Here is a 19,956-nt window from a genome sequence, read left to right on the forward strand (position 1 = left end):
CAACCAATCTCTCAAACCGCCCGCAGCGCCGGTGTGACCCCTATCTAAGTCACACCCCCACTCACGTCAATCCCTCAAATAATTATCCACAGGCAGAATGGCCAACTTTTTTCAAACCGTCATCATTCGTCAGTCATAGTCCCTTGATTGGCAATGATATCTTGCGTTGCCGCCCGATCGCGTTTTTCCCCCTCCCCCGCATTGAGTGAGGGTCGGAGAGGCTGTTTTCGGAATAAACCGATTCTCCAGCCCTATCTTCGCCCGAGCACCTCCGTCTTCGGCAGCACCTGGAGCAGTCTGTAGCCACGTCCGTCCACCTCTACGTCCATCCGCGACGGCCTGCATCAGGACGAGCGCGGAAATACCGTGAAGGACCGCGCGACGGTTCAATATGATCCGCTCACTCTCGAATCGCTTGAGAAGCCTGCCTCATGCGGTCAGCCCTTCCCGCCCCTTCGCGAGCGCATAATAGGACCAGAGCAGCCGCGCCGCGACGCCCCGCCATGGGCGCCAGCGCTCGGCATGGGCCTCCAGCTCGCGCGGCTGCGGCCGCTCGGGAAAACCGCAGGCCTGGCGCGCGGCCTCCCTCAGCGCCAGATCGCCCGACGCGAAGGCATCTCCATGCCCCACACAGGTCAAGGCATAGATATCGGCGGTCCAGCCGCCGATGCCGCGAATCGCAGTCAACTCGCTACGAATGTCGTCCGCCGCCATGGTCGCCAGGGCAGCCAGATCGAGATTCCCGTCGGCGATCGCGCGGGCGCAGGCCCGCAGCGTCGCCTGCTTCGGGCGGGAAAGGCCGCATCGTTTCAGATCGTCATCCGTGGCCGCGAGCACCCGCACCACGGTTGGCTCTCCCAACACCGTCAGCGTGCGGTTCCAGATCGCCCGGGCGCTCGCCACAGACACCTGCTGGGCAATCACGATGGAACAAAGCCCCTCGAAACCGCCGGCGCGGCGCCGGAGGGGCGGCAACCCCGCTGCCTGGAAAATCGCGGCCATCACCGGATCGGCTTGCGCGAGCCACGCAACCCCCTCGGAAAGGTCAGCTTCCGATTCGATCAGCCTCATGTCGGCACCGCCCCTCGGGATTCGTCCGCATGGCCGCGTCCGGCAGCCGGGAGGCACGGCAAGCACGCTCTGTCAGATCCGATAGCACAACGGAAACGTCGCCGGCGCAAGCGGCGTGTCCGGCATGACGAGCCCCGGTGCAGCTCGGGCACGATCGTCTCCGGTCACGACACGAGCTTCAGGACGACCGCGCGGATTTGTTCCCTGAGCGTCTCGTCCGGAAGGCGGCCGAGGCGATCCGCGATGCCGAGGGAGACGATGCCGTGAATGGCTGCGTAGAGCGTGCGTGCCTGCAGGAAGGCCGCCTCGTCCGGCAGGCCGGGATGGAGCATCTGCAGCTTGCCCGCGATTCGGCGGAACAGGCGGAAATGATCCTCCCGGTGCCAGTCGGGCAGCGGCCGGGACATCCGGTGCTCGAAAAGCGCCGACCAGGCGTGATAGTGGCCGGCTGCGAAATCCATGTATGCATAGGCCATGGCGCATAGCTGGCCGGCAATTCCGCTGCCCCCATCCTCCCGCTCGATGGTGTCCAGCGCGCCGGCGAGCCGGGACAGTGTGCGGGCGTTGACGTGCAGGGCGAGCGCGTCGAGGTCTGCGAAGTGGGTGTAGATCGTGCCGGTCGAGCAGCCGGACGCCCGGGCGACATCGCGGATATTCAGGTGCCCGATCCCCTTCTCGCTCACGATGCGTTCGGCGGCATCGAGGATGTCGCCTCGCCTGCGCTCGTTCGACTCTTCGCGAACTCCCATCCGGCATTCTCCTGCCCGTCAAAAAACATGAACAATGTTCAGAAAAAATATTGAACATTGTTCGATAATAAGTATGCTGATTTCCGGACGATGTTCAATCCATTTCCGCGGCGCGTGACGCCGGGAAGGACTGGGAGCGCATGATGCCCGCACCGAAAGACCCGACGCCGCTGATGAGATCGCGGCGGTTCGCACCGTTGTTCTGGACGCAGTTCTTTGCCGCCTTTTCGGACAATTTCCTGAAGAACACGCTGGTGTTCGTCATCCTCGCGACAATGGCGGCGGACGCGGCCGCATCGGCGGTGACGCTGGCCGGCGCGGTGTTCATGCTGCCCTTCCTGCTGTTTTCCGCGCCGGGCGGCGAGATCGCGGACAGATACGACAAGGCCGCCGTGTCGCGCTGGCTGAAGGGCGCCGAGATCGGTGTGGCCTTCCTCGCGGCGGTAGGCATCGGCATTGGCTCGATCCCGGTGATGATGGCCGCGCTGTTCCTTTTCGGCACCGGCTCGGCGCTGTTCGGGCCGATCAAGTATGGCGTCCTGCCCGACTATCTGGATCGCAGCGAGTTGCCGAAGGCGAATGCGTGGATCGAGGGCGGAACGTTCATCGCCATCCTCACGGGCACGATCCTCGCCGGCATCTCGTTCGCGGGCGGCGGCGACAATCCCTACATCTTCGGTGCGCTGCTGGGGGGCTTCTCCGCCCTCGCCTTTCTGGCGAGCTGTTTCATGCCGCGCACGGGCTCGGCCGCGCCGGGCCTGCGCGTGAGCCGGAACATCGCCGCCTCGTCGTGGCGCATCCTGCAGGATGTCGTGTCGGAGCGGCGGCTGCTGATCACCTCGCTGATGGTATCGTGGTTCTGGCTATGCGGCGCCATCGTCATGTCGATCGTGCCGCCCTTCGTGAAATCCGCCGGAGGCGACGAGGTGGCGATCGCCATCTGCTTCGCCGTCTTCGCGGTGTCGATCGGCGTCGGCTCCGCCATCGCGGCCTGGCTCTCGGCGGGCCGTATCGTGCTGCTGCAGGCCGTCGTCGGCACCATCGGCTTCGGGTTGGCCTGCCTCGACCTGTCGCGGCTCATCGCCTCGCTGCCGGCGCCGGAATCGCCCGCCGGCGGGCTGGCGTTCTTTCTTCAGCCTTTCGCGCTCAATCTGGTCGTCACGTTGGCGCTCGCCGCGATATCGGGCGCCTTCCTGATCGTGCCGGCGTTCGCTGCGTTCCAGGCGTGGGCGCGGCCGGAGGCACGGGCACGGGCCGTTGCGGCGAACAATATCATGAACGCGCTTTTCACGACCGCCGGCGGCCTGATCGTGGCCGGCGTCCAGGGTGTCGGCGCCTCGCTGGCGATGGTGACGTTCGGCCTGGGGCTGGCGTCGGTCGCCGCCGGCGTGCTCATGTTCCGCTTCCTGCCGACGAGACCGCTGCGCGATTTCATCTCCATCCTCTTCCGGGCATTTTTCCGGCTTGAGGTGAGCGGCATCGAGAACCTCGAAAAGGCCGGCCCCACGCCCATACTCGCGCTCAACCACGTGTCGTATCTGGATGCAGTGCTGGCGCTGGCGATAACGGAAAACGGCTCGCTGCGCAGGCCGGTGTTCGCCATCCATGCGGGCGTGGCGAAGAAATGGTGGGTGAAGCCGTTCCTGCCTCTCGTTGACGCCGTGCCGCTCGACCCGACGAAACCGATGGGGACGCGCACGCTGATTCGGCTTGTCGAGGCCGGCAATCCCCTCGTCATCTTCCCGGAGGGCCGGATCACGGTGACGGGCAGCCTGATGAAGGTCTACGACGGCGCTGCCATGGTCGCCGACAGGACGGGCGCGATGGTGGTGCCGATCAAGATCGACGGGCTGGAGCAGACCTTCGTCTCGCATCTCTCGTCGATGCAGACGCGCCGGCGGCTGTTCCCCAAGGTTCGGGTGACGATCAACCCGCCGGAGCGGCTGGAGGTAGAACCCGGCATCACGGGGCGCAAGCGCCGCATGGCCGCAGGCGCCCAGCTCTACACGATCATGTCCAACCTCGTGTTCTCCACCTCCGGCAAAACGGGAACCGTGTTCGAGGAGGTCGTGCGGGCGGCCGACGACTTCGGCATGGGCCGCGTCGCTGTCGAGGATCCGCTGTCCGGCACGCTGACCTACGGCGAGTTGCTGACAGCGACACGGGCTCTGGGCCACGAACTGCGCCATGCGCTGGCGGACGAGGAAGCCGTCGGCATGCTGCTGCCGAACGCGAACGGCGTCGCCGTCACCTGGCTCGCGCTGCTGTCGGCCGGCAAGGTGCCGGCGATGCTGAATTTCTCGGCGGGGCTCCTCAATATCAGGTCGGCTTGCAAGGCCGCCGAGATCAGGAGCGTCGTGACATCCCGCGCCTTCGTCGAAAGAGCGCGCCTCGGCGACGTGGTCGAGGCACTGACGCTGGACGGCGTGCGGATCGTCTGGCTCGAAGACATCCGGGCCGCCATCGGCCTGCGGGGCAAGGTGCTGGCCCGGCTGAACAGGCGGCGGCCGCTGGTAGCCAGGCGGAGCGGCGACCGGGCCGTCATCCTGTTCACGTCCGGCTCCGAAGGTACGCCGAAGGGCGTGGTGCTCACCCACGCGAACATGCTCGCCAACGCCGCGCAGGCGGCGGCGCGGGTCGATTTCCACAAGGGCGACAAGGTGTTCAACGTCCTGCCGGTATTCCACTCCTTCGGTTTGACGGCGGGAACCGTGCTGCCGCTGGTCTCGGGCGTTCCAGTCTATTTCTATCCTTCGCCGCTGCACTACCGCATCATCCCGGAGGCCATCTACTCCTCTAACGCGACGATCATCTTCGGCACCGACACCTTCCTCGCGGGCTACGCGCGCACCGCGCACCCCTACGACTTCCGCTCGGTGCGGTACTGCTTCGCCGGCGCGGAACCGGTGAGGGCGTCGACACGCAACACCTACATGGACAAGTTCGGCCTGCGCATCCTTGAGGGATACGGCGTGACGGAGGCCTCGCCCGTGATCGCGCTGAACACGCCGATGTACAGCAAGCCGGGCACCGTCGGGAAGCTGATGCCGGGGATCGATGCGCGCCTTGATCCGGTGGAAGGCGTCGAGGACGGCGGACGCCTGTTCATCCGCGGCCCGAACATCATGGCGGGCTATCTGAGAGCGGAAAACCCGGGCGTTCTGGAGCCGCCGGCGGAGGGTTGGCACGACACCGGCGATATCGTCAACATCGACGACGACGGCTTCGTCACGATCCTCGGCCGCGCGAAGCGCTTCGCGAAGATCGGCGGGGAAATGATCTCGCTCGCGGCGGTGGAGGCGCTCGCCTCCGAACGATGGCCGGGCCTGCCGCTGGCGGTGACGGCGGTGAGCGACCCGCGCAAGGGCGAGAAACTGGTTCTCGTCATCGACGGAGAGGGTGCGAGCCGGAGCGAGCTGCTCACCTTCGCGCGCGGAAAGGGCGTGAGCGAACTCGCCGTGCCGGCGGAGGTGATCGTCGGGAAAATCCCGCTTCTCGGCTCCGGCAAGCCCGATTACGTGGCGTTGAAGACGATGGTCGAGGAACGCCGGGCCGCGGAGCCGGCGCCGGCATAACGCCCCCTCATCGGTCGCCCGCATCCAGTTCGATGGCGGGCGACTGCACGATCTGCCGGATGAGCGTCTTCACCGTCGGCGCGCTTTCGGCGGCGCGGAAAACGGCGGCGACCTCCGAGGGAATCGGCTCGCCGGCAACGGGGCGAAAAACGACGTTCGGCATATGCATGATGTCTCGCACGATGCCCGGAATAACCGATATCCCCGTGCCGAGCGAGACCTGCGTCAGCACGGCGAGCAGGCTGCCGGGTGACGAGACGATCCGTGGCGCGAACCTGCCTCGCCGGGCAACCTCGTAGGTTCCGGCCTGCTGCTCGGGCGCGATGAGCGCCTCCCCGGCGAGCAGGGCCGGCCGCAGCGGGCGCGTCTCCCCGGCCTCGGGATGGCCGCCGGGCAGCGCGAGGCAGAAATAGTCGCGCAGCAGGACATGCACCTTCAGCTCACGCGGCAACACCATCGGCAGGCGGACGAAGCCGATATCCACATGCCCGTCGGCGACCAGCCCGGGCAGTTCGTCCATCGGAAACTCGCGGGCATCGAGATGCACACCCGGCCACGACAGGCGGAAGCGGCTCGTCTGGTCCTGAAGCACGCCGGCATAGGCGGCAGAGCCGACGTAGCCGATCTCGACACGGCCGATCTCGCCCCGGCCAGCGCGCCGGCCCGCACTTTCGGCGCGTGCATATTGTTCAAGGACATTGCGCGCCTCCGCGAGAAAGATCTCGCCCGCCGGCGTGAGCGTGACGGAGCGTTTCGTGCGGACGAAGAGACGCGCCGACAGCGTGCGCTCGATTTCCTGAATCTGCACCGTCAGCGTCGGCGGCGCGATGTTGAGCCGCTCGGCCGCCCGCGCGAAGTGCAGTTCCTCGGCCAGCGTCACGAAGTATCGAAGATGCCTCAGCTCCATCCCGCTCCCATCGTCTCATATTAGTCCATGCCTAATAATAAGCGAGAAAATCGCGAATGAAAGAAATTCCGGCTTGCTGTTCACTGGCGCGTGACCGCACCCGCAGGAGGATGACCATGCCGAGACCGCACCGCGCGCCGGGCCAACCAGCCTTTGCCGCCACGCCTGCCGGGCCCGTATGATGACCGTCGGGCTCTCCCTTGCACGCAACGCCGCGCGGCCTCTGCCCCTCCTGCTGACCGCGTCGACCGGCTGCGCGATGACGGTGCTCGACACCAATATCGTCGCCATCGTGCTGCCGACCATCGCCCGCGATTTCGGCGCGAGCTTCGCCGAGATCGAATGGGTCGTCAGCACCTATGTGCTGTGCTTCGCCTCGCTGCTGCTGCCCGCCGGCGCGGTCGCGGACCGGTTCGGGCGCAGGCGCGTGTTCCTCGTCGGCATCGGCGCCTTCGCCCTCGCCTCCCTCCTGTGCGGGCTCGCGCCATCCGCCGCCGGCCTCTATCTCGCGCGCGCCTTCCAGGGTGCGGCGGCCGCGTTCCTGCTGGCGCCCGCGCTCGCCGTCATCGCCCACGCCTTCCACGGCGACGCGGAAAGGAACCGCGCGTGGGCGATATGGGGGGGCATCATGGGCCTGACGATGGTGCTGTCGCCGATCGCCGGCGGCGTCATCGCCCATCTGCTCGGCTGGCGGTGGGCTTTCCACGTCAATGTCCCGATATGCGCCGCCCTCGCCGGCGCAGCCTTCCTGTTCGTGGATGAATCGCGAGACGAGGCTGCCCGGCGGCTCGACCCCGCCGGCATCCTCTTCTTTGCCTCGGCGATGTTCGGGCTGACATGGGGGCTCATCAACGGGCAGGCGCACGGCTGGACCTCCATGAACGCCGTTGCCGGCTTTGCCGGCGGCGCAGGCGCGCTCGTGGCCTTCGTGATCGCCGAACGCCTTCAGGCGCGGCCCATGCTGGACCTCGGGCTCTTCCGCAATCCCAGGCTGGTCGGCGCGGTCTGGGCCATGTTCGCATATGCGGCCTGCGCACAGGTGATGGCCTCGCTCCTGCCGCTGTTCCTGCAGAACGGTCTTGGCCGCCCACCGCTGGAGGCCGGCTTCGCGATGCTGCCCTTCGCCCTCGCCATGCTGACGTTCCCGCATGTCGGCCGCCTGCTCGGCCGCTACCTCTCCCCGGCGTCCATTCTCGTCGTCGGCCTTGTCGTCGTGGGGCTGGGCAACGCGCTGACGGGATGGGGGGCGCAGCTCGGCGCCTGGTCCGTCGTCATGCTCGGCATGTTGGTGCTCGGAAGCGGCGGCGGCCTGCTCAACGGCGAGACCCAGAAAGCGATCATGGGCGTCGTGCCGCGCGAGCGCGCCGGCATGGCATCCGGAATCAGCACGACCGCGCGCTTTTCGGGCATCCTGCTCGGCTTCGCCATGCTCAGCGGCATTCTGGCCACCGCCGTGCGCGGCATGCTCGCCACCGGGCCGTGCGATGGCGCCGAGGCATGCGCCCTCGCCCGCGCCTTTGCCGATGCCGTCGTGGCCGGCGACCTGCCGCAGGCGGCCAGCCTGACGGAATCGGCGGACGTCGCGATCGCGCAGGCCCGGACGGCCTACTCGGCAGGTTTCTCGGCGGCGCTGCTCACCGCCGCCCTCATCGCGGGCCTCTCCGCCGTCGTCGTCTGGCGGCTCATGCGCGCGGGCCGGGCCAGCCGGCGCTGATGTGAATCGCGGCGCTGCGTCGGCCGGCCGGGGATGATAGACTGTCGCTGGAGCGGGAGTTGATTCGGCCGATGGCGAAAGTCTGGCGCATGATCATGCAGGCACGGTTGCTCGCGGCCCTGCTGGTTGCGGCAGCGCTGCTGGCCGCGCCTTCGGCATCGGCCATGCCCATGCCGACTTCCATACCCTGCCGCGATCACGCCGAGCAGGCGCATCACACCGGTCAGCCGCATCACGCCGACGCCTCCGCGCCGGATGACCACGCGGACCAGCCCCGGAGCGATCACTCTCACGCCGGTCACACCCGCGCCGGCGATCACAAATCCTGCTGCAGTGTCGCCTGCGGCGTCTGCATCGTCGCAGTCAATCCGGCGGGAGCGGACGTCCCCGACCTGCCTTCCCTTGGCGGGCCATACGAATGGGCCGACCAGACCGGCCATGGCCGGTCGATTCCGCCAGTTCTGGCCCCTCCCCGATTCCGGGTCTGAGACAGGCCGGGCCGCCCCCGGCGCGCCATCTCGTCCCGCTGTCTGTGCATCGCCTGCCCCGGAAACAACGGCTCTCCGGCCCGATGCACCGAAGGCGCTTCCAGACCCATTCGCCGGCCTCGCGCCGGCACGGAAACGAAAGTTCCATCATGAATCGTCGTGACTTTCTCACCCGGCTGATGAGCGGCGCGGCTACGCTTGCCGCGCCCGCCGGCCTTTCGCTGCCCACCTCAGCGCGGGCGCAAACGGCCGCCCCTTCTCCGAATGCCGGTTCGCGCCAGCTCGCGGTCGTCAGCCGGACGCTCGATATCAACGGCCGCGCCGCGCGCGTTTTCGGCCTCACCCAGCCGGACGGCACGCAGGGGCTCGTCCTCAACGCGGGCACCAGCTTCGATGCGACGCTTGCCAACGCCATCGACGCCCCGACGCTGATCCACTGGCACGGCCTGACGCCACCTTGGGGAATGGACGGCGTGCCGGATAATCCGGCCGCGTCCCTGCGACCGGCGGAAACCCGCCGCTACACGTTCCCGGCCGGCGCCGGCGGCACGCACTGGATGCACGCGCGCACGCTACAGGAGCAGAACCTGCTGGCCGCGCCGCTGATCGTCCGCACGGACGAGGACCGGCAGCGCGACGAGCAGGAAGTCGTGATCCTGCTGCACGACTTCTCCTTCACCCCCGCGGAGGAACTCCTCGCCCGCCTCCGGGGAACATCCGCCGCAGGCGCCGGCATGGGGCACGGTACCATGACGGGGCACGGCATGCCTGATCAGGGAGCCATGGGCCAGGGAGCCATGGGCCAGGGAGCCATGAATCATGCAGGCATGATGAATCACGGGGCCATGGCCGGGATGGACCTCAACGACATCGATTACGATGCCTATCTCGCCAACGACCGCACCCTCGACGACCCGCAGGCCGTTCCGGTGGAGAAGGGCGGACGGGTGCGGCTGCGCATCATCAACGGCGCAACGGCGACCGCCTTCACCATCGATACCGGCGCCCTCGCGGGCACGCTGATCGCCGTCGACGGGCAGCAGGTGCAGCCGGTCGCCGGGAATGCGTTTCCGGTCTCCATGGGCCAGCGCCTCGACATCCGCCTGCGATTGCCGCCGGAAGGCGGTGCGTATCCGATCCTCGCGCTGCGCGAGGGAGCGGCCGAACGCGCCGGCATCATCCTCGCCTCCGCGGGCGCGGAGGTGCGCAAGCTCCCCGTGCGGGGGGAAAGCGCCGGGCCGGTGCTCGGTCTCGACCTCGAACGGCGGCTGTCGGCCGCGCGGCCATTGGCGGCCCGCGCGCCAGACAGCCGCTTCACCCTCACGCTGACGGGCGGCATGGCCGGCTATGTCTGGGGCCTCGAAGGCGGCGACGCCTTGCAGGTAGCGCCGGGCGAGCGAATCGAGGTCGCGTTCGTCAACGCAACGATGATGGCGCACCCGATGCACCTGCACGGGCATCATTTCCAGGTGACCGCCATTGACGGCGTGGCCATCGCCGGTGCGGTGCGCGACACGGTTCTGGTGCCGCCGCACGCATCCGTGACCGTCGCCTTCGACGCCGGGAATCCCGGCCACTGGCCGCTCCACTGCCACCATCTCTACCATATGGTCACCGGGATGATGGCGTTCGTCGCGTACGCCGCCTGAAGCGCCGGGGCGAGGGGCGAGGCCCCCCGCCCTTTCCGGATTGACAACAGCGTTCCATCCGCGCCGGAGACAGAGGCCGATGACCGAACACAATTCCCATGCGGAGCATCGCGGCCAGCATGAAGGCCCTATGCATGCCCATCATTCTTCCACCACCACGCAGACCACCCACCGGAACCACGGCCACGCTGGCCACGACCATGCCGCCATGGTCGCCGATTTCCGGCGCCGTTTCTGGGGCGCGCTGGCACTGACTCCGCCCGTGCTGCTGCTCTCGCCAATGATCCAGCACTGGTTCGGGCTCGGCGATACGCTGTCCTTTCCCGGCAGCGGCTGGCTTCTGTTCGCTCTGTCCACGGTCGTTTACGTCCATGGCGGCTGGCCGTTCCTGACGGGGTTCGTGTCCGAACTGCGCGACCGGCAACCGGGCATGATGACCCTGATCGCGCTGGCGATCTCGGCGGCATACTTCTACTCCGCCGCCGTCACCTTCGGCCTGCCGGGCGAATCCTTCTATTGGGAACTGGTGACGCTGATCGTCATCATGCTGCTGGGCCATTGGCTGGAGATGCGCTCCGTGATGGGCGCCTCGCGCGCGCTGGAGGAACTCGTCCGGCTGCTTCCCGACACCGCGACGATCATTGACGCGGCCGGCGCGGCGCGGGAGGTGCCCATCTCCGCGCTGAAGCCCGGCGACCGCATCCTCATCCGCCCCGGCGCCAAGGTGCCGGTGGACGGGACAATCGTCGAGGGCGCGAGTTCCTTCAACGAGGCGATGCTGACGGGCGAATCGCGGCCCGTCTCCAAGGCCCGCGGCGACAGCGCCATCGGTGGCGCGATCAACGGCGCTGGCGCCGTGACGATCGACGTCACCGCGACCGGGGACAGGACGTATCTCTCGCAGGTCATCAATCTCGTCCGCGAGGCACAGGCCAGCCGGTCGCGCACGCAGGACCTCGCGAACCGCGCCGCCGCATGGCTGACCGGCATCGCGCTGACAGCGGGCATTGGCTCGCTCGTCGTCTGGCTGTTCCTCGGGGCGTCCTTCACCTTCGCGCTCGAACGCATGGTCACCGTGATGGTGATCGCCTGCCCTCATGCGCTGGGCCTCGCGGTTCCGCTCGTCGTGGCCGTCAGCACCGCGCTCGGCGCCAGCAACGGCTTGCTGATCCGCGACCGCGCCGCCTTCGAGCGGGCGCGGCACCTCGATACGGTGGTGTTCGACAAGACGGGCACGCTCACCGAAGGCCGGTTCGGCGTGAGCGACATCGTGCTGCTCGCGGAGGGCGACGAGACGCAGGAACTGCGCTACGCCGCCGCCGCCGAAAGCCGATCCGAGCATCCCGTCGCGCGGGGCCTTGTTGCGGAGGCGCAAAAGCGGGGGCTCGCGCTGCCGCAGGCCGCAGACGTCCGGAACATCACCGGTGAAGGCATCGTGGCGCTCGTGGAGGGAGAAGAGGTGAGCGTCGTCAGTCCCGGCCATCTGCTGCGGCAGGGCAAGGCCGTCGGCGGCGAAAGGCTCGCGCAGCTGGAGGCGCAGGGCAAGACGGTGGTCGTGCTGGTGCGGGATGGCGAACCGCGCGCCCTGTTCGCGCTGGCGGACATCGTCCGGCCGGAATCGAAGGAAGCTATCGCGGAGCTGAAGCGTCTCGGCGTCAGGTCCGTGATGCTGACGGGCGATGCGGAAGGCGTCGCGAAGGCCGTATCCGCCGAACTCGGCATTGCCGAGTATTTCGCGCAAGTCCTGCCCGACCGGAAATCGGCCCGCATCCGCGAGCTTCAGGCCCGTGGCCTGCGGGTGGCGATGGTGGGCGACGGTGTCAACGACGCCCCCGCCCTCGTGCAGGCCGACCTTGGCGTCGCCATCGGCGCGGGAACGGATGTCGCCGTGGAATCGGCGGATGTCGTGCTGGTCCGCAGCGATCCGCGCGACGTCGCCGCGATCATCGGCCTGTCGCGCGCCACCTACCGGAAGATGGTGCAGAACCTGATCTGGGCAACCGCCTACAACGCCCTCGCCATTCCGATGGCGGCCGGGCTCACTTTCGGCACAGGTTTCCTGATGACGCCGGCGGTCGGCGCTGTCTTCATGTCCGCGAGCACAGTCATCGTGGCCATCAACGCGCAGTTGCTCAGGTTCTACCGCAGCCAGCCTGCCGGGGCAGCCGGATGATCGGCCGCATGATCACTCGCCTTCCCTGCCGTTCAGGCTTTCGCCCTCGCGGACGGGAAACACCGCCTCGTTCATCTGATGATCGCGGAGGGGATGGGCCTGCCTGCCGGGTGCGATGGCGGTGACATCGCAGCCGAATTTCCTTGCGCCGGACGTCACAAACCGGAGGGCTCGCCGGTCATGAGGATGTCAACCCCTCCCACAGGAGCATCATGTTATGACGACCAGCGAACCCGTCAACCATTCCCGGACCATCCCCGAGGCGTTCAAGGCGCTGCTGCACGTCCACGAGGTGCTGGACGCGACCGGCTTCGACCGCACCGTGCATCATCTCGTCCTGCTGCGCGCCTCCCAGATCAACGGCTGCGCTTATTGCGTGAAGATGCACACGCGGGAAGCGCGTGAGGACGGCGAGACCAACGAACGGCTCGACCGGCTGGTGGTCTGGGATCAGGTCGACGACTTCTCGCCCAAAGAGCGCGCCGCGCTCGCATGGACGGAGGCGCTTACCTCCCTCGACCGCAAGACCGACTACGGCGCGCTGCGCGCCGGGTTGCGCCGGCACTTCAGCGACAGCGAGATCGGCATCCTCACGACGACGGTGGGGATGATCAATCTGTGGAACCGCCTCCAGGTTTCCGCGCATTGAAGCATGCCCCGGATGGAGGCAACGGCATGGACGACACGCATGACATGGCCCTGTTCGAGCGCCAGAGGCCGTTCCTTCTGGGGCTGGCGTACCGCATCCTCGGCTCGCACGCCGACGCCGAGGATGCGGTGCAGGACACGTTCCTGAAATGGCGCGGCACCGACCGCGCTGCTATCGCGAACCCGGCGGCTTGGCTCACCACCGCCTGCACGCGCCGCTGCCTCAACCTCCTCAGCTCCGCGCAGCGGGTGCGCACGGACTATGTCGGCGTCTGGCTGCCGGAGCCTATCCAGCTTGCCAGCGACGAAACGCCGGAGGACGCCGTCGCGCTGGCGTCGAGCCTGTCGACCGCCTTCCTGCTTCTTCTCGAACGGTTGACGCCGAAGGAGCGCGCCGCCTATCTGCTCCACGATATCTTCGATCTCGACTACGATGCCGTCGCCGCGGCGCTCGGCATGCAGGAGGCGGCCTGCCGCAAGCTGGTCTCGCGGGCGCGGGCAAGCGTGGGTGAGGAGAAGCCGCGCCATGTCGCGCCACGGGCGCGTCAGGAACGGCTGCTCGCCGCCTTCCAGCACGCGGTGGCGACCGGCGACACGAGCGCGCTCGCCACTCTCCTGTCGGACGACATCGTGCTCGCGGCGGACGGCGGTGGCAAGGCAGCGGCCATCGGGCAGCCGGTTTCCGGCAGGGCCGAGGTGCTGGCTTTCGTCGCGGCGCGCCTCACGCAGTGGTGGCGCACTTACGAATGGCGGATCGCCCCCATCAACGGCCTGCTGGGCGTGCTGCTCTTCGAGAACGGGCGCCTCATCGCGGCGGTGAGTTTTTCCTGCGACGCGCAGGATCGCGCGACGGGCATCTACATCGTGCGCAACCCCGACAAGCTCGCGCTTATTCGGGAGACGGGAACACGGCTTTCATGAACGATCCATCGTTTGCCGGCGCGGCAGCCGCCTTGGCCGCCGGGCGGCGGCCTTGCGGCGGTATGCCTCACGGCGGCACAGCCTCCCGCGGAGAGTGGGCGAGGCTTCCCCTCGGCAGGATTCTTGCGGTACCGTCCGCGATTTCGATCACCTGATCGTCCGGCGCGATGACGCCCCGGCGATGGGTGATGGCGACGATCGTCATGTGGTCCGCCAGCCTTCTGATTTCCGTCATGATTTCCGTTTCCGTCGCCTCGTCCAGCGCGGAGCTGGCCTCGTCCAGGAACAGGAACTGCGGATCGGCATAGAGCGCGCGGGCGATGGCGATGCGCTGCCGCTCGCCGCCGGAAAGCTTGAGGCCGCGCTCCCCGACCTTCGTCTGCAGGCCATCCGGCAGGCGGCCGATGAAGTCCGTCACCGAAGCCCGCTCGGTCGCCCGCCTCAGGCGCTCCTCGTCGATCTGACGTCCGAGCGCGATGTTCGCGGCGATGGTATCGTTCAGCAGCAGCACGTCCTGCGGCACGACGCCGACCACCTCGTACCAGTCGTGCCGGGAAACGGTGGCGAGGTCGACATCGTCCACCATGACGCGGCCGCTCTCCGGCTCCAGTGCCTTCAGCGCCAGCTTGAACACGGTCGACTTGCCCGCACCCGTTTCCCCGGTCAGGAACGTGATGCGCCCCCTGTCCGCCGTGAAGCCGACATGGGAAACGATGGTACGCGGCCCGTAGGCGAATGCGACGTCCTCGAACGACAGCCGCCCTTCCGTGATTCGCAGGGTGCGGCGGTGCTCCGTTTCCGGCTCTTCCGCCGCCGTCCACATGCGCGCGAAGGGCAGGCAGCCGGCATAGGCCTTCGCGACGTCGTCGATGGCCGAGCCGATCATTTCGAACGGCTGGTTGAGCTGGATCATCAGCATGTTGATGAGCACCACGCCGCCCACCGTGAGTTCGCCCGCGTAGTAGCGCGGCAGCAGCAGCAGGAACGTGACGGAGAGCTGCACGGCGAGCGCCGCGCCGAACAGCACGGCGAGCGCGATACGCCGCCCGGCCCATCGCGTCCACGCGGTGCGCGCCTCGCCGGCCCGGGCGGAGAACGTCTCCGTGATCCAGCGGTCTCCGCCGAAATAGCGCAGCGTCTCCATGGCGTTGACGATATTGCCGATGTATTTCGCGTTTTCCTGGCCGGCGGCGACGGCCTTGTCCAGCAGCGCCCGCGTCCACTGGTTGGCGAAATGCGTGAGCGTGATGAAGATGGCGCCGTAGACGATGACGATCGCCACCATCTCCAGATTGATCGCCGCGCCCAGCACGCCGATGCTGAGCAGAATCTGGATGACACCCGGAAGGAAGACGATCAGCGCGAGCTGGACGATGATGAAGATCGCCTGCTCGCCCTTCTCCCGCGCGCTCTGGATTTCGACGGGGTTGTGGTCGATGAAGAAGCCGATCTTCTTGCGCAGCAGGCGCTCGAAGAAACTGGTGCCGGCGATGAAGTTGAGGTTCTGCGCGGCGATGAGCGACATGTAGTTGAGGGCGTAGGTCAGCGCCGTCGTGACGCCGCGCAGCACGGCATAACCGATGAAGAAGGCGATCATCAGCGCCGGCGGCGTCTCGCCGCCGAGATCGTCGATCAGGCGGGAAAACAACGTCGGCGCCACGACATTGCCAACGGCGGACAACGCCACCACCACGGCAATGCCCATGAGATACCAGCGCGACGTGCGCCAGAACCGGGCATAGATATGCCGGACGGGAGTCAGGATGAGGCCCCAGTCATTCACGGCGATTTTCTCCAGATGGAATCGGCGACCCGGACTTGCACGCGCAGCTTATCGCCCGTCCGTGGCGCGACAAAGAACTTCCCGCCGCCTCATGGCGCGGCCGCCCCCTGCCCTGCCGGCTGGAGACGCTGCCAGATCAGTTCGGCCAGATGCGCGTAATCGCCGTCGAAATGATGGCCGCCCTCTAACGGCACGCGCTGCGCCGGCCCCAGCTCCGCGGCCGTGCAGGACGTATCGCCGCTGTCGGCGTCTTCCTTGCCGTAGATGCACTGGGTGCGGTCCAGCGGCAGGCCGGCGAGCAGCGGCGGGATCGGCGCGCCGGAGGACGTGCCCGCGCTGATGAAGCCTTCCAGCGTGACCTCGTAATCCGCCGTCAGCCCCAGCGACAGCAGCGACACCAGCGCGACGTTGTCCTTCACGGCCTTCGTCATGGAGGGCCAGGCACCCGGTATCACGTCCGCGCCGAAGGAGAAGCCGGCCAGCACATAACGGTTCACGCCGAACGCCCGGCCGTAATGATCGAACAGCAGCCCCAGATCGGCGGCCAGTTCGCGCGGATCCCGCTTGGCCCAGAAATAGCGCAGGGAGTCGAGCCCGACGACGGCCACGCCACGCTGCGCCAGCCACTCGCCGATTTCCCTGTCTATGTCGCGCCAGCCGCCGTCGCCGGAAACAATGATGGCCAGCGCGTTGGCCTTCCCTTCCGGCTCGATGACGGAAACTGGCAATCCCGAGGCACCTCGGTCTCCTCCGCCTCCCAGTTTCAGGGCGTTGTCGACGATCGCGGACCGCACCGCGTCGTCGTCCCCCGCCGGAATGAAGCGCGCGTCGTCGAGCGCCGACTGGAAATCCTCGATTCGGCGGCGGTCACTTTCCGGCGCGATCACGCGCCACGCATCCGGCAGCGGGGTCCGTGGCGGCGGCAGCGCGAACAGCCCGTCGCCGGCGGAAGTGAGGGGCGTGTCGAAGCAATAGGTCCTGTCCGCGCGGATCACCGGCTGAAAGCCGACGCTGATGCCGCCCGCCAGCGTATTGACCGGCGCCTGCGCCGCAGCGACGTAGGCGAACGCGGCACCCTCGCCGCGGCCGATGATGATCGGATAGAAATAGCGCCTGAGGCCCAGATCCTTCTCGATCTCGCGGGCAAGGTCCTTCAGGTCGTCCGAGACGTAGTGGCATTCGTTGTCCGCCGGGGCGGCGGCGAGCCGCGCCCGCACGTCGTCGAAATCCAGCGTCACGGTAATGAGCCCGGCACGCGCGAGCGCCTGCACGTCGTCATCGCGCGCGGAGGCGCTGGCGGCATCCGTCACCAGCACCGCGAGCCCGCGCACGTCCACCTCCGGGCGCGTGACGGAGACCTTGCCGAAGGTCGCGGTATCGATTTCGGAGACCGTCAACCGGGGCGGCAGGATATGTGACAGGATGCTGCTGCCGAAGAGCACCACGCCAATGGCGAGCATTCCCGCCGCGACAAGGCTGGCAAGGATGCGAAACAGCACAATGGATTTCATCGCCGCCCGTCTTTCGTTGTCGTTTGCCGGAAAATCATGCCGTCGTGGCGCCGTTCGGCCCGGCCGAAACCAGCGTCGTCACATCCAGCAGAATCTGCGGCAGGGCCCACCCCCCGGGACTTGCAAGATAGCGCGGTTCCCATACGGGATGATACTTTTCCTTGTATGCCCGCAAGCCGTGAAAACCATAGAACCGCTCGCTATGCCGCGCCACGAAGGCGGCGAACTTGTGCCAGTCCGGCGCCAGCCTGTGGCCGGAGAGGCCGGACAGCGGCGCCATACCCAGATTGAACCAGCCGTAGCCGCCGGTCTTCGCGTGCAGCATCAGGCTGACGAAAAGCAGATCCATCACCGCCGGCATGTCCGGCAGGCGCCGCATGAGGTCGACCGTTATCTCGCCGCCCTTCTGTCCGTACCACAGATTGGCGAAGGCCAGAATCCGGCCCTCGCGCCGCACCACCGCGATATCGAAGCGCGACAGATAGCTCTCCGACCAGAAGCCGATGGAAAAACCTTTCTCGCGGGAGCCGCGCTCTGCCAGCCAGGCGTCGGACACCGCCTTGAGTTCCGCGAAATGCGAAGGAACCTCCGCCGCCGGAATGATGGCGAACGACAGCCCGTCGCGCGCCGCGCGGTTCAGGGCGTTGCGCCAGTCCCGTCCCGCGCGCCCGTCGAGCGAGAAGGCCTTCAGGTCCACGTGCGCCTCCTCGCCCAGCTTGGTGAGGGACAGGCCGCCGTCGAGATAGAGCGGCAGGCACTGTGGGCTCACCTGATAGAAGACGGGCAAGCCGTCGTTCCTGTCAACCTCTTCGAAAAAGAGCCACATCAGCTCGGAAGCGCGCGTCGGGTTTCCGACGGGATCGCCCATGGCGACCCAGCTCCGGCCGCGCACCGCGTACATGATGAAGGCATCGCCCGCCGGATGCATCAGAAACTGCTTGTCACCCAGGAAGGCGAGCTGCGCATCGGCCCTGTCGGCAAAGGTCAATGCCTTTTCCAGCATGTCCGGAAGGGGCGGATGGGTGCGGTGCGGGGCTCTGGCGCCGTGGATCATGGCATACAGCAACAGGCCGGCGCCGACGACTACCGCCGCGAGGCTGCCGCGCAGAAAGCGCGAGGCGTCGTCGTGCCAATCGAACTCCCACCAGGCTTGCCGGCTGTAGTCCAGGTCCTCGAAGGCGGTAAACCCCAGCCAGATCGTGAAGCCGATGACAAGGGCGACCGCGATCAGCCAGAATGGCTCCAGAGGCTCCGACAGGAGCCCGGCCTTGCGGTAAAACGAGGACCGAAACAGCAACAGCAGGCCGACCACCGACCCCAGGATCAGCGCCTCCTCCCAGTCGAACCCCTTCATCAGGGAGACGACCATGCCGGCGCCCATGACGACGATGGTCACCGTCCAGGCGCTCTCCAGCCGCCGCAACAGTCCGCGCGAGAGCACGAGCAGGACCACGCCGGCGGCGCTGCCGACGAGATGCGACACCTCGGCGAAAGGCAGCGGCACGAGATGGCGTAACGCGCGGATACGCGAATAGTCGGCCGGCAGCGCGCCGGACGTCAGCAGGACAAGGCCGCCCATGAACGTCAGCAGCGCGAGAAAAGCGGGAATGACGGGCGAAACGACCCGCAGCAGCTTCCGCATCGCGCGCATCACCCTGCTGTCGGGACGGTGCAGATTTGCATTGTACGCGCCGAACATGGCCGCCGCGACCATGAAGGGAATAAGCGTGTAGGTGAGCCGCCACACGAGCAACGCGGAGAGCAGCTCCTCCGACGGGACGTGCGGGAAGGCGAGCAGCATCGTCACCTCGAAGGCGCCCAGACCCGCCGGAGCGTGGCTCGCCACCGAGAACATGATGGCGGCGGCGAACACAACGGCGAAAGCCGGAAAGGCGGCGCCGGTTTCCGGCGGCATCAGCACCCATAGCGAGGCCGCCGCCGCCGATACGTCCACGACCCCGAGGCCGATCTGCCCGAGCGCGCTCCAGCCGCCTGGCAGGCGCACGCGCGCCTCATTCCGGCCGAAGTAACGCTGGCGGCGTCCGCACCAGATCACCAGCGCCGCAAGCGCAAGCAGCAGCGCGGCGCCGATGGACCGGTTGAGCGCGGCGGGGAGCCCGTCGAACGCGGCTATCGTGTGTGGTGCAATCACCCCGCCGAGCCCCAGAACCGCCGCCATGCCGAGCCAAAGGGTGACGCCGGCAACCGCCGTGAGCTTCGCCACCTCCGCCAGCGACAGCCCGGCACGGCCGTACACACGCCAGCGCACGGCACCCGCCGTCAGCAGCGGGAAGCCGAGCGCGTGGCCGATGGCATAGCTGGTGAAGGAGCCGAAGGCGACGGTCCGCATCGGCACCCTTTTCTCGGTCGCGGCCCGGAGGCCGCACAGGTCGTAGCCGATCAGCGCGGCATAGCTGACGAGGCTGAGGCCGAGCGAGAGAGCGAACAGCCAGCCGGGCGTTTTCGCTGCGCTGGCGATCACCGCGCCTGGATTGATTTCCGCGATCAGCGCCGCGAAAAGCCCCAGCGTCGCGCAGATGGCGAAAGCGACCAGAAACGGCTTTGCGCGGACGAGGAAGGCACGTCTCTTTTCGACGGCCAGCACACCTTCCTGCCGCGCGGCAGGAGCGCCTGCCTCGATCTTCACTTGCACGATGATGATGACCCGCCTGTTGAACGCCGCCGCCTACATATCACAACTCGCGGCCGCTCACATGGGGGTGGGCGTCCTGTTGCAACAGGGGTGGCCGCTGCGCTGCGCACGAAA

The 19,956-nt window shown here is 67.5% G+C and carries 14 protein-coding genes; 7 read left to right on the plus strand and 7 right to left on the minus strand.

The annotated features are described in order from the left end of the window. Positions 1 to 429: 429 nt before the first annotated feature. Both FHS82_RS19095 and FHS82_RS19100 read right to left on the minus strand, forming a co-directional pair. Positions 430 to 1,071: a DNA-3-methyladenine glycosylase family protein gene (locus FHS82_RS19095; RefSeq protein WP_166955933.1), complete on the minus strand. Its 642-nt coding sequence runs from the start codon at positions 1,069 to 1,071 to the stop codon at positions 430 to 432. Positions 1,072 to 1,235: 164 nt separating this feature from the next. Further along, on the minus strand, positions 1,236 to 1,820 hold the full coding sequence (locus tag FHS82_RS19100) for a TetR/AcrR family transcriptional regulator (RefSeq protein WP_166955935.1): 585 nt from the start codon (positions 1,818 to 1,820) through the stop codon (positions 1,236 to 1,238). Positions 1,821 to 1,963: 143 nt separating this feature from the next. Here FHS82_RS19100 and FHS82_RS19105 point away from each other — a divergent pair, with 143 nt between their 5' ends. Beyond that, positions 1,964 to 5,395, plus strand: coding sequence for an acyl-[ACP]--phospholipid O-acyltransferase (locus FHS82_RS19105; protein ID WP_246225448.1), 3,432 nt, complete (start codon positions 1,964 to 1,966; stop codon positions 5,393 to 5,395). Positions 5,396 to 5,402: 7 nt separating this feature from the next. Here FHS82_RS19105 and FHS82_RS19110 read toward each other — a convergent pair whose 3' ends face one another. Beyond that, positions 5,403 to 6,302, minus strand: a complete 900-nt coding sequence (locus FHS82_RS19110; RefSeq protein WP_166955937.1) for a LysR family transcriptional regulator — start codon at positions 6,300 to 6,302, stop codon at positions 5,403 to 5,405. Between the two features lie 181 nt (positions 6,303 to 6,483). Between FHS82_RS19110 and FHS82_RS19115 the strand changes: the two genes are divergently transcribed. The 4 genes from FHS82_RS19115 (at position 6,484) to FHS82_RS19130 (ending at position 12,326) form a co-directional block, all read left to right on the plus strand. Continuing rightward, a complete protein-coding gene (locus FHS82_RS19115; RefSeq protein ID WP_166955939.1) occupies positions 6,484 to 8,016 on the plus strand; it encodes an MFS transporter in 1,533 nt (510 codons plus the stop codon). Positions 8,017 to 8,087: 71 nt separating this feature from the next. Beyond that, a complete protein-coding gene (locus FHS82_RS19120) occupies positions 8,088 to 8,504 on the plus strand; it encodes a hypothetical protein (protein WP_166955941.1) in 417 nt (138 codons plus the stop codon). A 149-nt stretch (positions 8,505 to 8,653) separates the two neighbouring features. After that, positions 8,654 to 10,153, plus strand: coding sequence for a multicopper oxidase family protein (locus FHS82_RS19125; RefSeq protein WP_166955943.1), 1,500 nt, complete (start codon positions 8,654 to 8,656; stop codon positions 10,151 to 10,153). A gap of 79 nt (positions 10,154 to 10,232) precedes the next feature. Next, positions 10,233 to 12,326 carry a heavy metal translocating P-type ATPase gene (locus FHS82_RS19130; RefSeq protein WP_246225449.1) on the plus strand — a complete coding sequence of 698 codons (2,094 nt, stop codon included), beginning with the start codon at positions 10,233 to 10,235 and terminating at the stop codon, positions 12,324 to 12,326. 12 nt (positions 12,327 to 12,338) lie between these two features. On the opposite strand, the gene FHS82_RS19135 is transcribed toward FHS82_RS19130, so the two are convergent. Further along, positions 12,339 to 12,485 (minus strand): hypothetical protein, encoded by a 147-nt coding sequence (locus FHS82_RS19135; protein WP_166955945.1) that lies wholly within the window; start codon positions 12,483 to 12,485, stop codon positions 12,339 to 12,341. A gap of 58 nt (positions 12,486 to 12,543) precedes the next feature. Between FHS82_RS19135 and FHS82_RS19140 the strand changes: the two genes are divergently transcribed. Together FHS82_RS19140 and sigJ are read left to right on the plus strand one after the other, a co-directional pair. Then, positions 12,544 to 12,975 carry a carboxymuconolactone decarboxylase family protein gene (locus tag FHS82_RS19140; protein ID WP_166955946.1) on the plus strand — a complete coding sequence of 144 codons (432 nt, stop codon included), beginning with the start codon at positions 12,544 to 12,546 and terminating at the stop codon, positions 12,973 to 12,975. A 26-nt stretch (positions 12,976 to 13,001) separates the two neighbouring features. Continuing rightward, the gene (gene sigJ / locus FHS82_RS19145; protein WP_166955948.1) at positions 13,002 to 13,895 is read left to right on the plus strand and encodes an RNA polymerase sigma factor SigJ; all 894 of its coding nucleotides are present in this window, start codon (positions 13,002 to 13,004) and stop codon (positions 13,893 to 13,895) included. A gap of 67 nt (positions 13,896 to 13,962) precedes the next feature. On the opposite strand, the gene FHS82_RS19150 is transcribed toward sigJ, so the two are convergent. The 3 genes from FHS82_RS19150 to mprF form a co-directional block, all read right to left on the minus strand. Continuing rightward, a complete protein-coding gene (locus FHS82_RS19150) occupies positions 13,963 to 15,678 on the minus strand; it encodes an ATP-binding cassette domain-containing protein (RefSeq protein WP_208394354.1) in 1,716 nt (571 codons plus the stop codon). 89 nt (positions 15,679 to 15,767) lie between these two features. Next, positions 15,768 to 17,189, minus strand: a complete 1,422-nt coding sequence (locus tag FHS82_RS19155; protein WP_166955950.1) for a virulence factor family protein — start codon at positions 17,187 to 17,189, stop codon at positions 15,768 to 15,770. A gap of 34 nt (positions 17,190 to 17,223) precedes the next feature. Then, a complete protein-coding gene (mprF, locus tag FHS82_RS19160) occupies positions 17,224 to 19,842 on the minus strand; it encodes a bifunctional lysylphosphatidylglycerol flippase/synthetase MprF (protein WP_166955952.1) in 2,619 nt (872 codons plus the stop codon). Positions 19,843 to 19,956 lie beyond the last annotated feature (114 nt).

It is taken from the genome of Pseudochelatococcus lubricantis (genome assembly GCF_011762225.1).
GTDB classification, from domain to species: Bacteria; Pseudomonadota; Alphaproteobacteria; order Rhizobiales; family Beijerinckiaceae; genus Pseudochelatococcus; species Pseudochelatococcus lubricantis.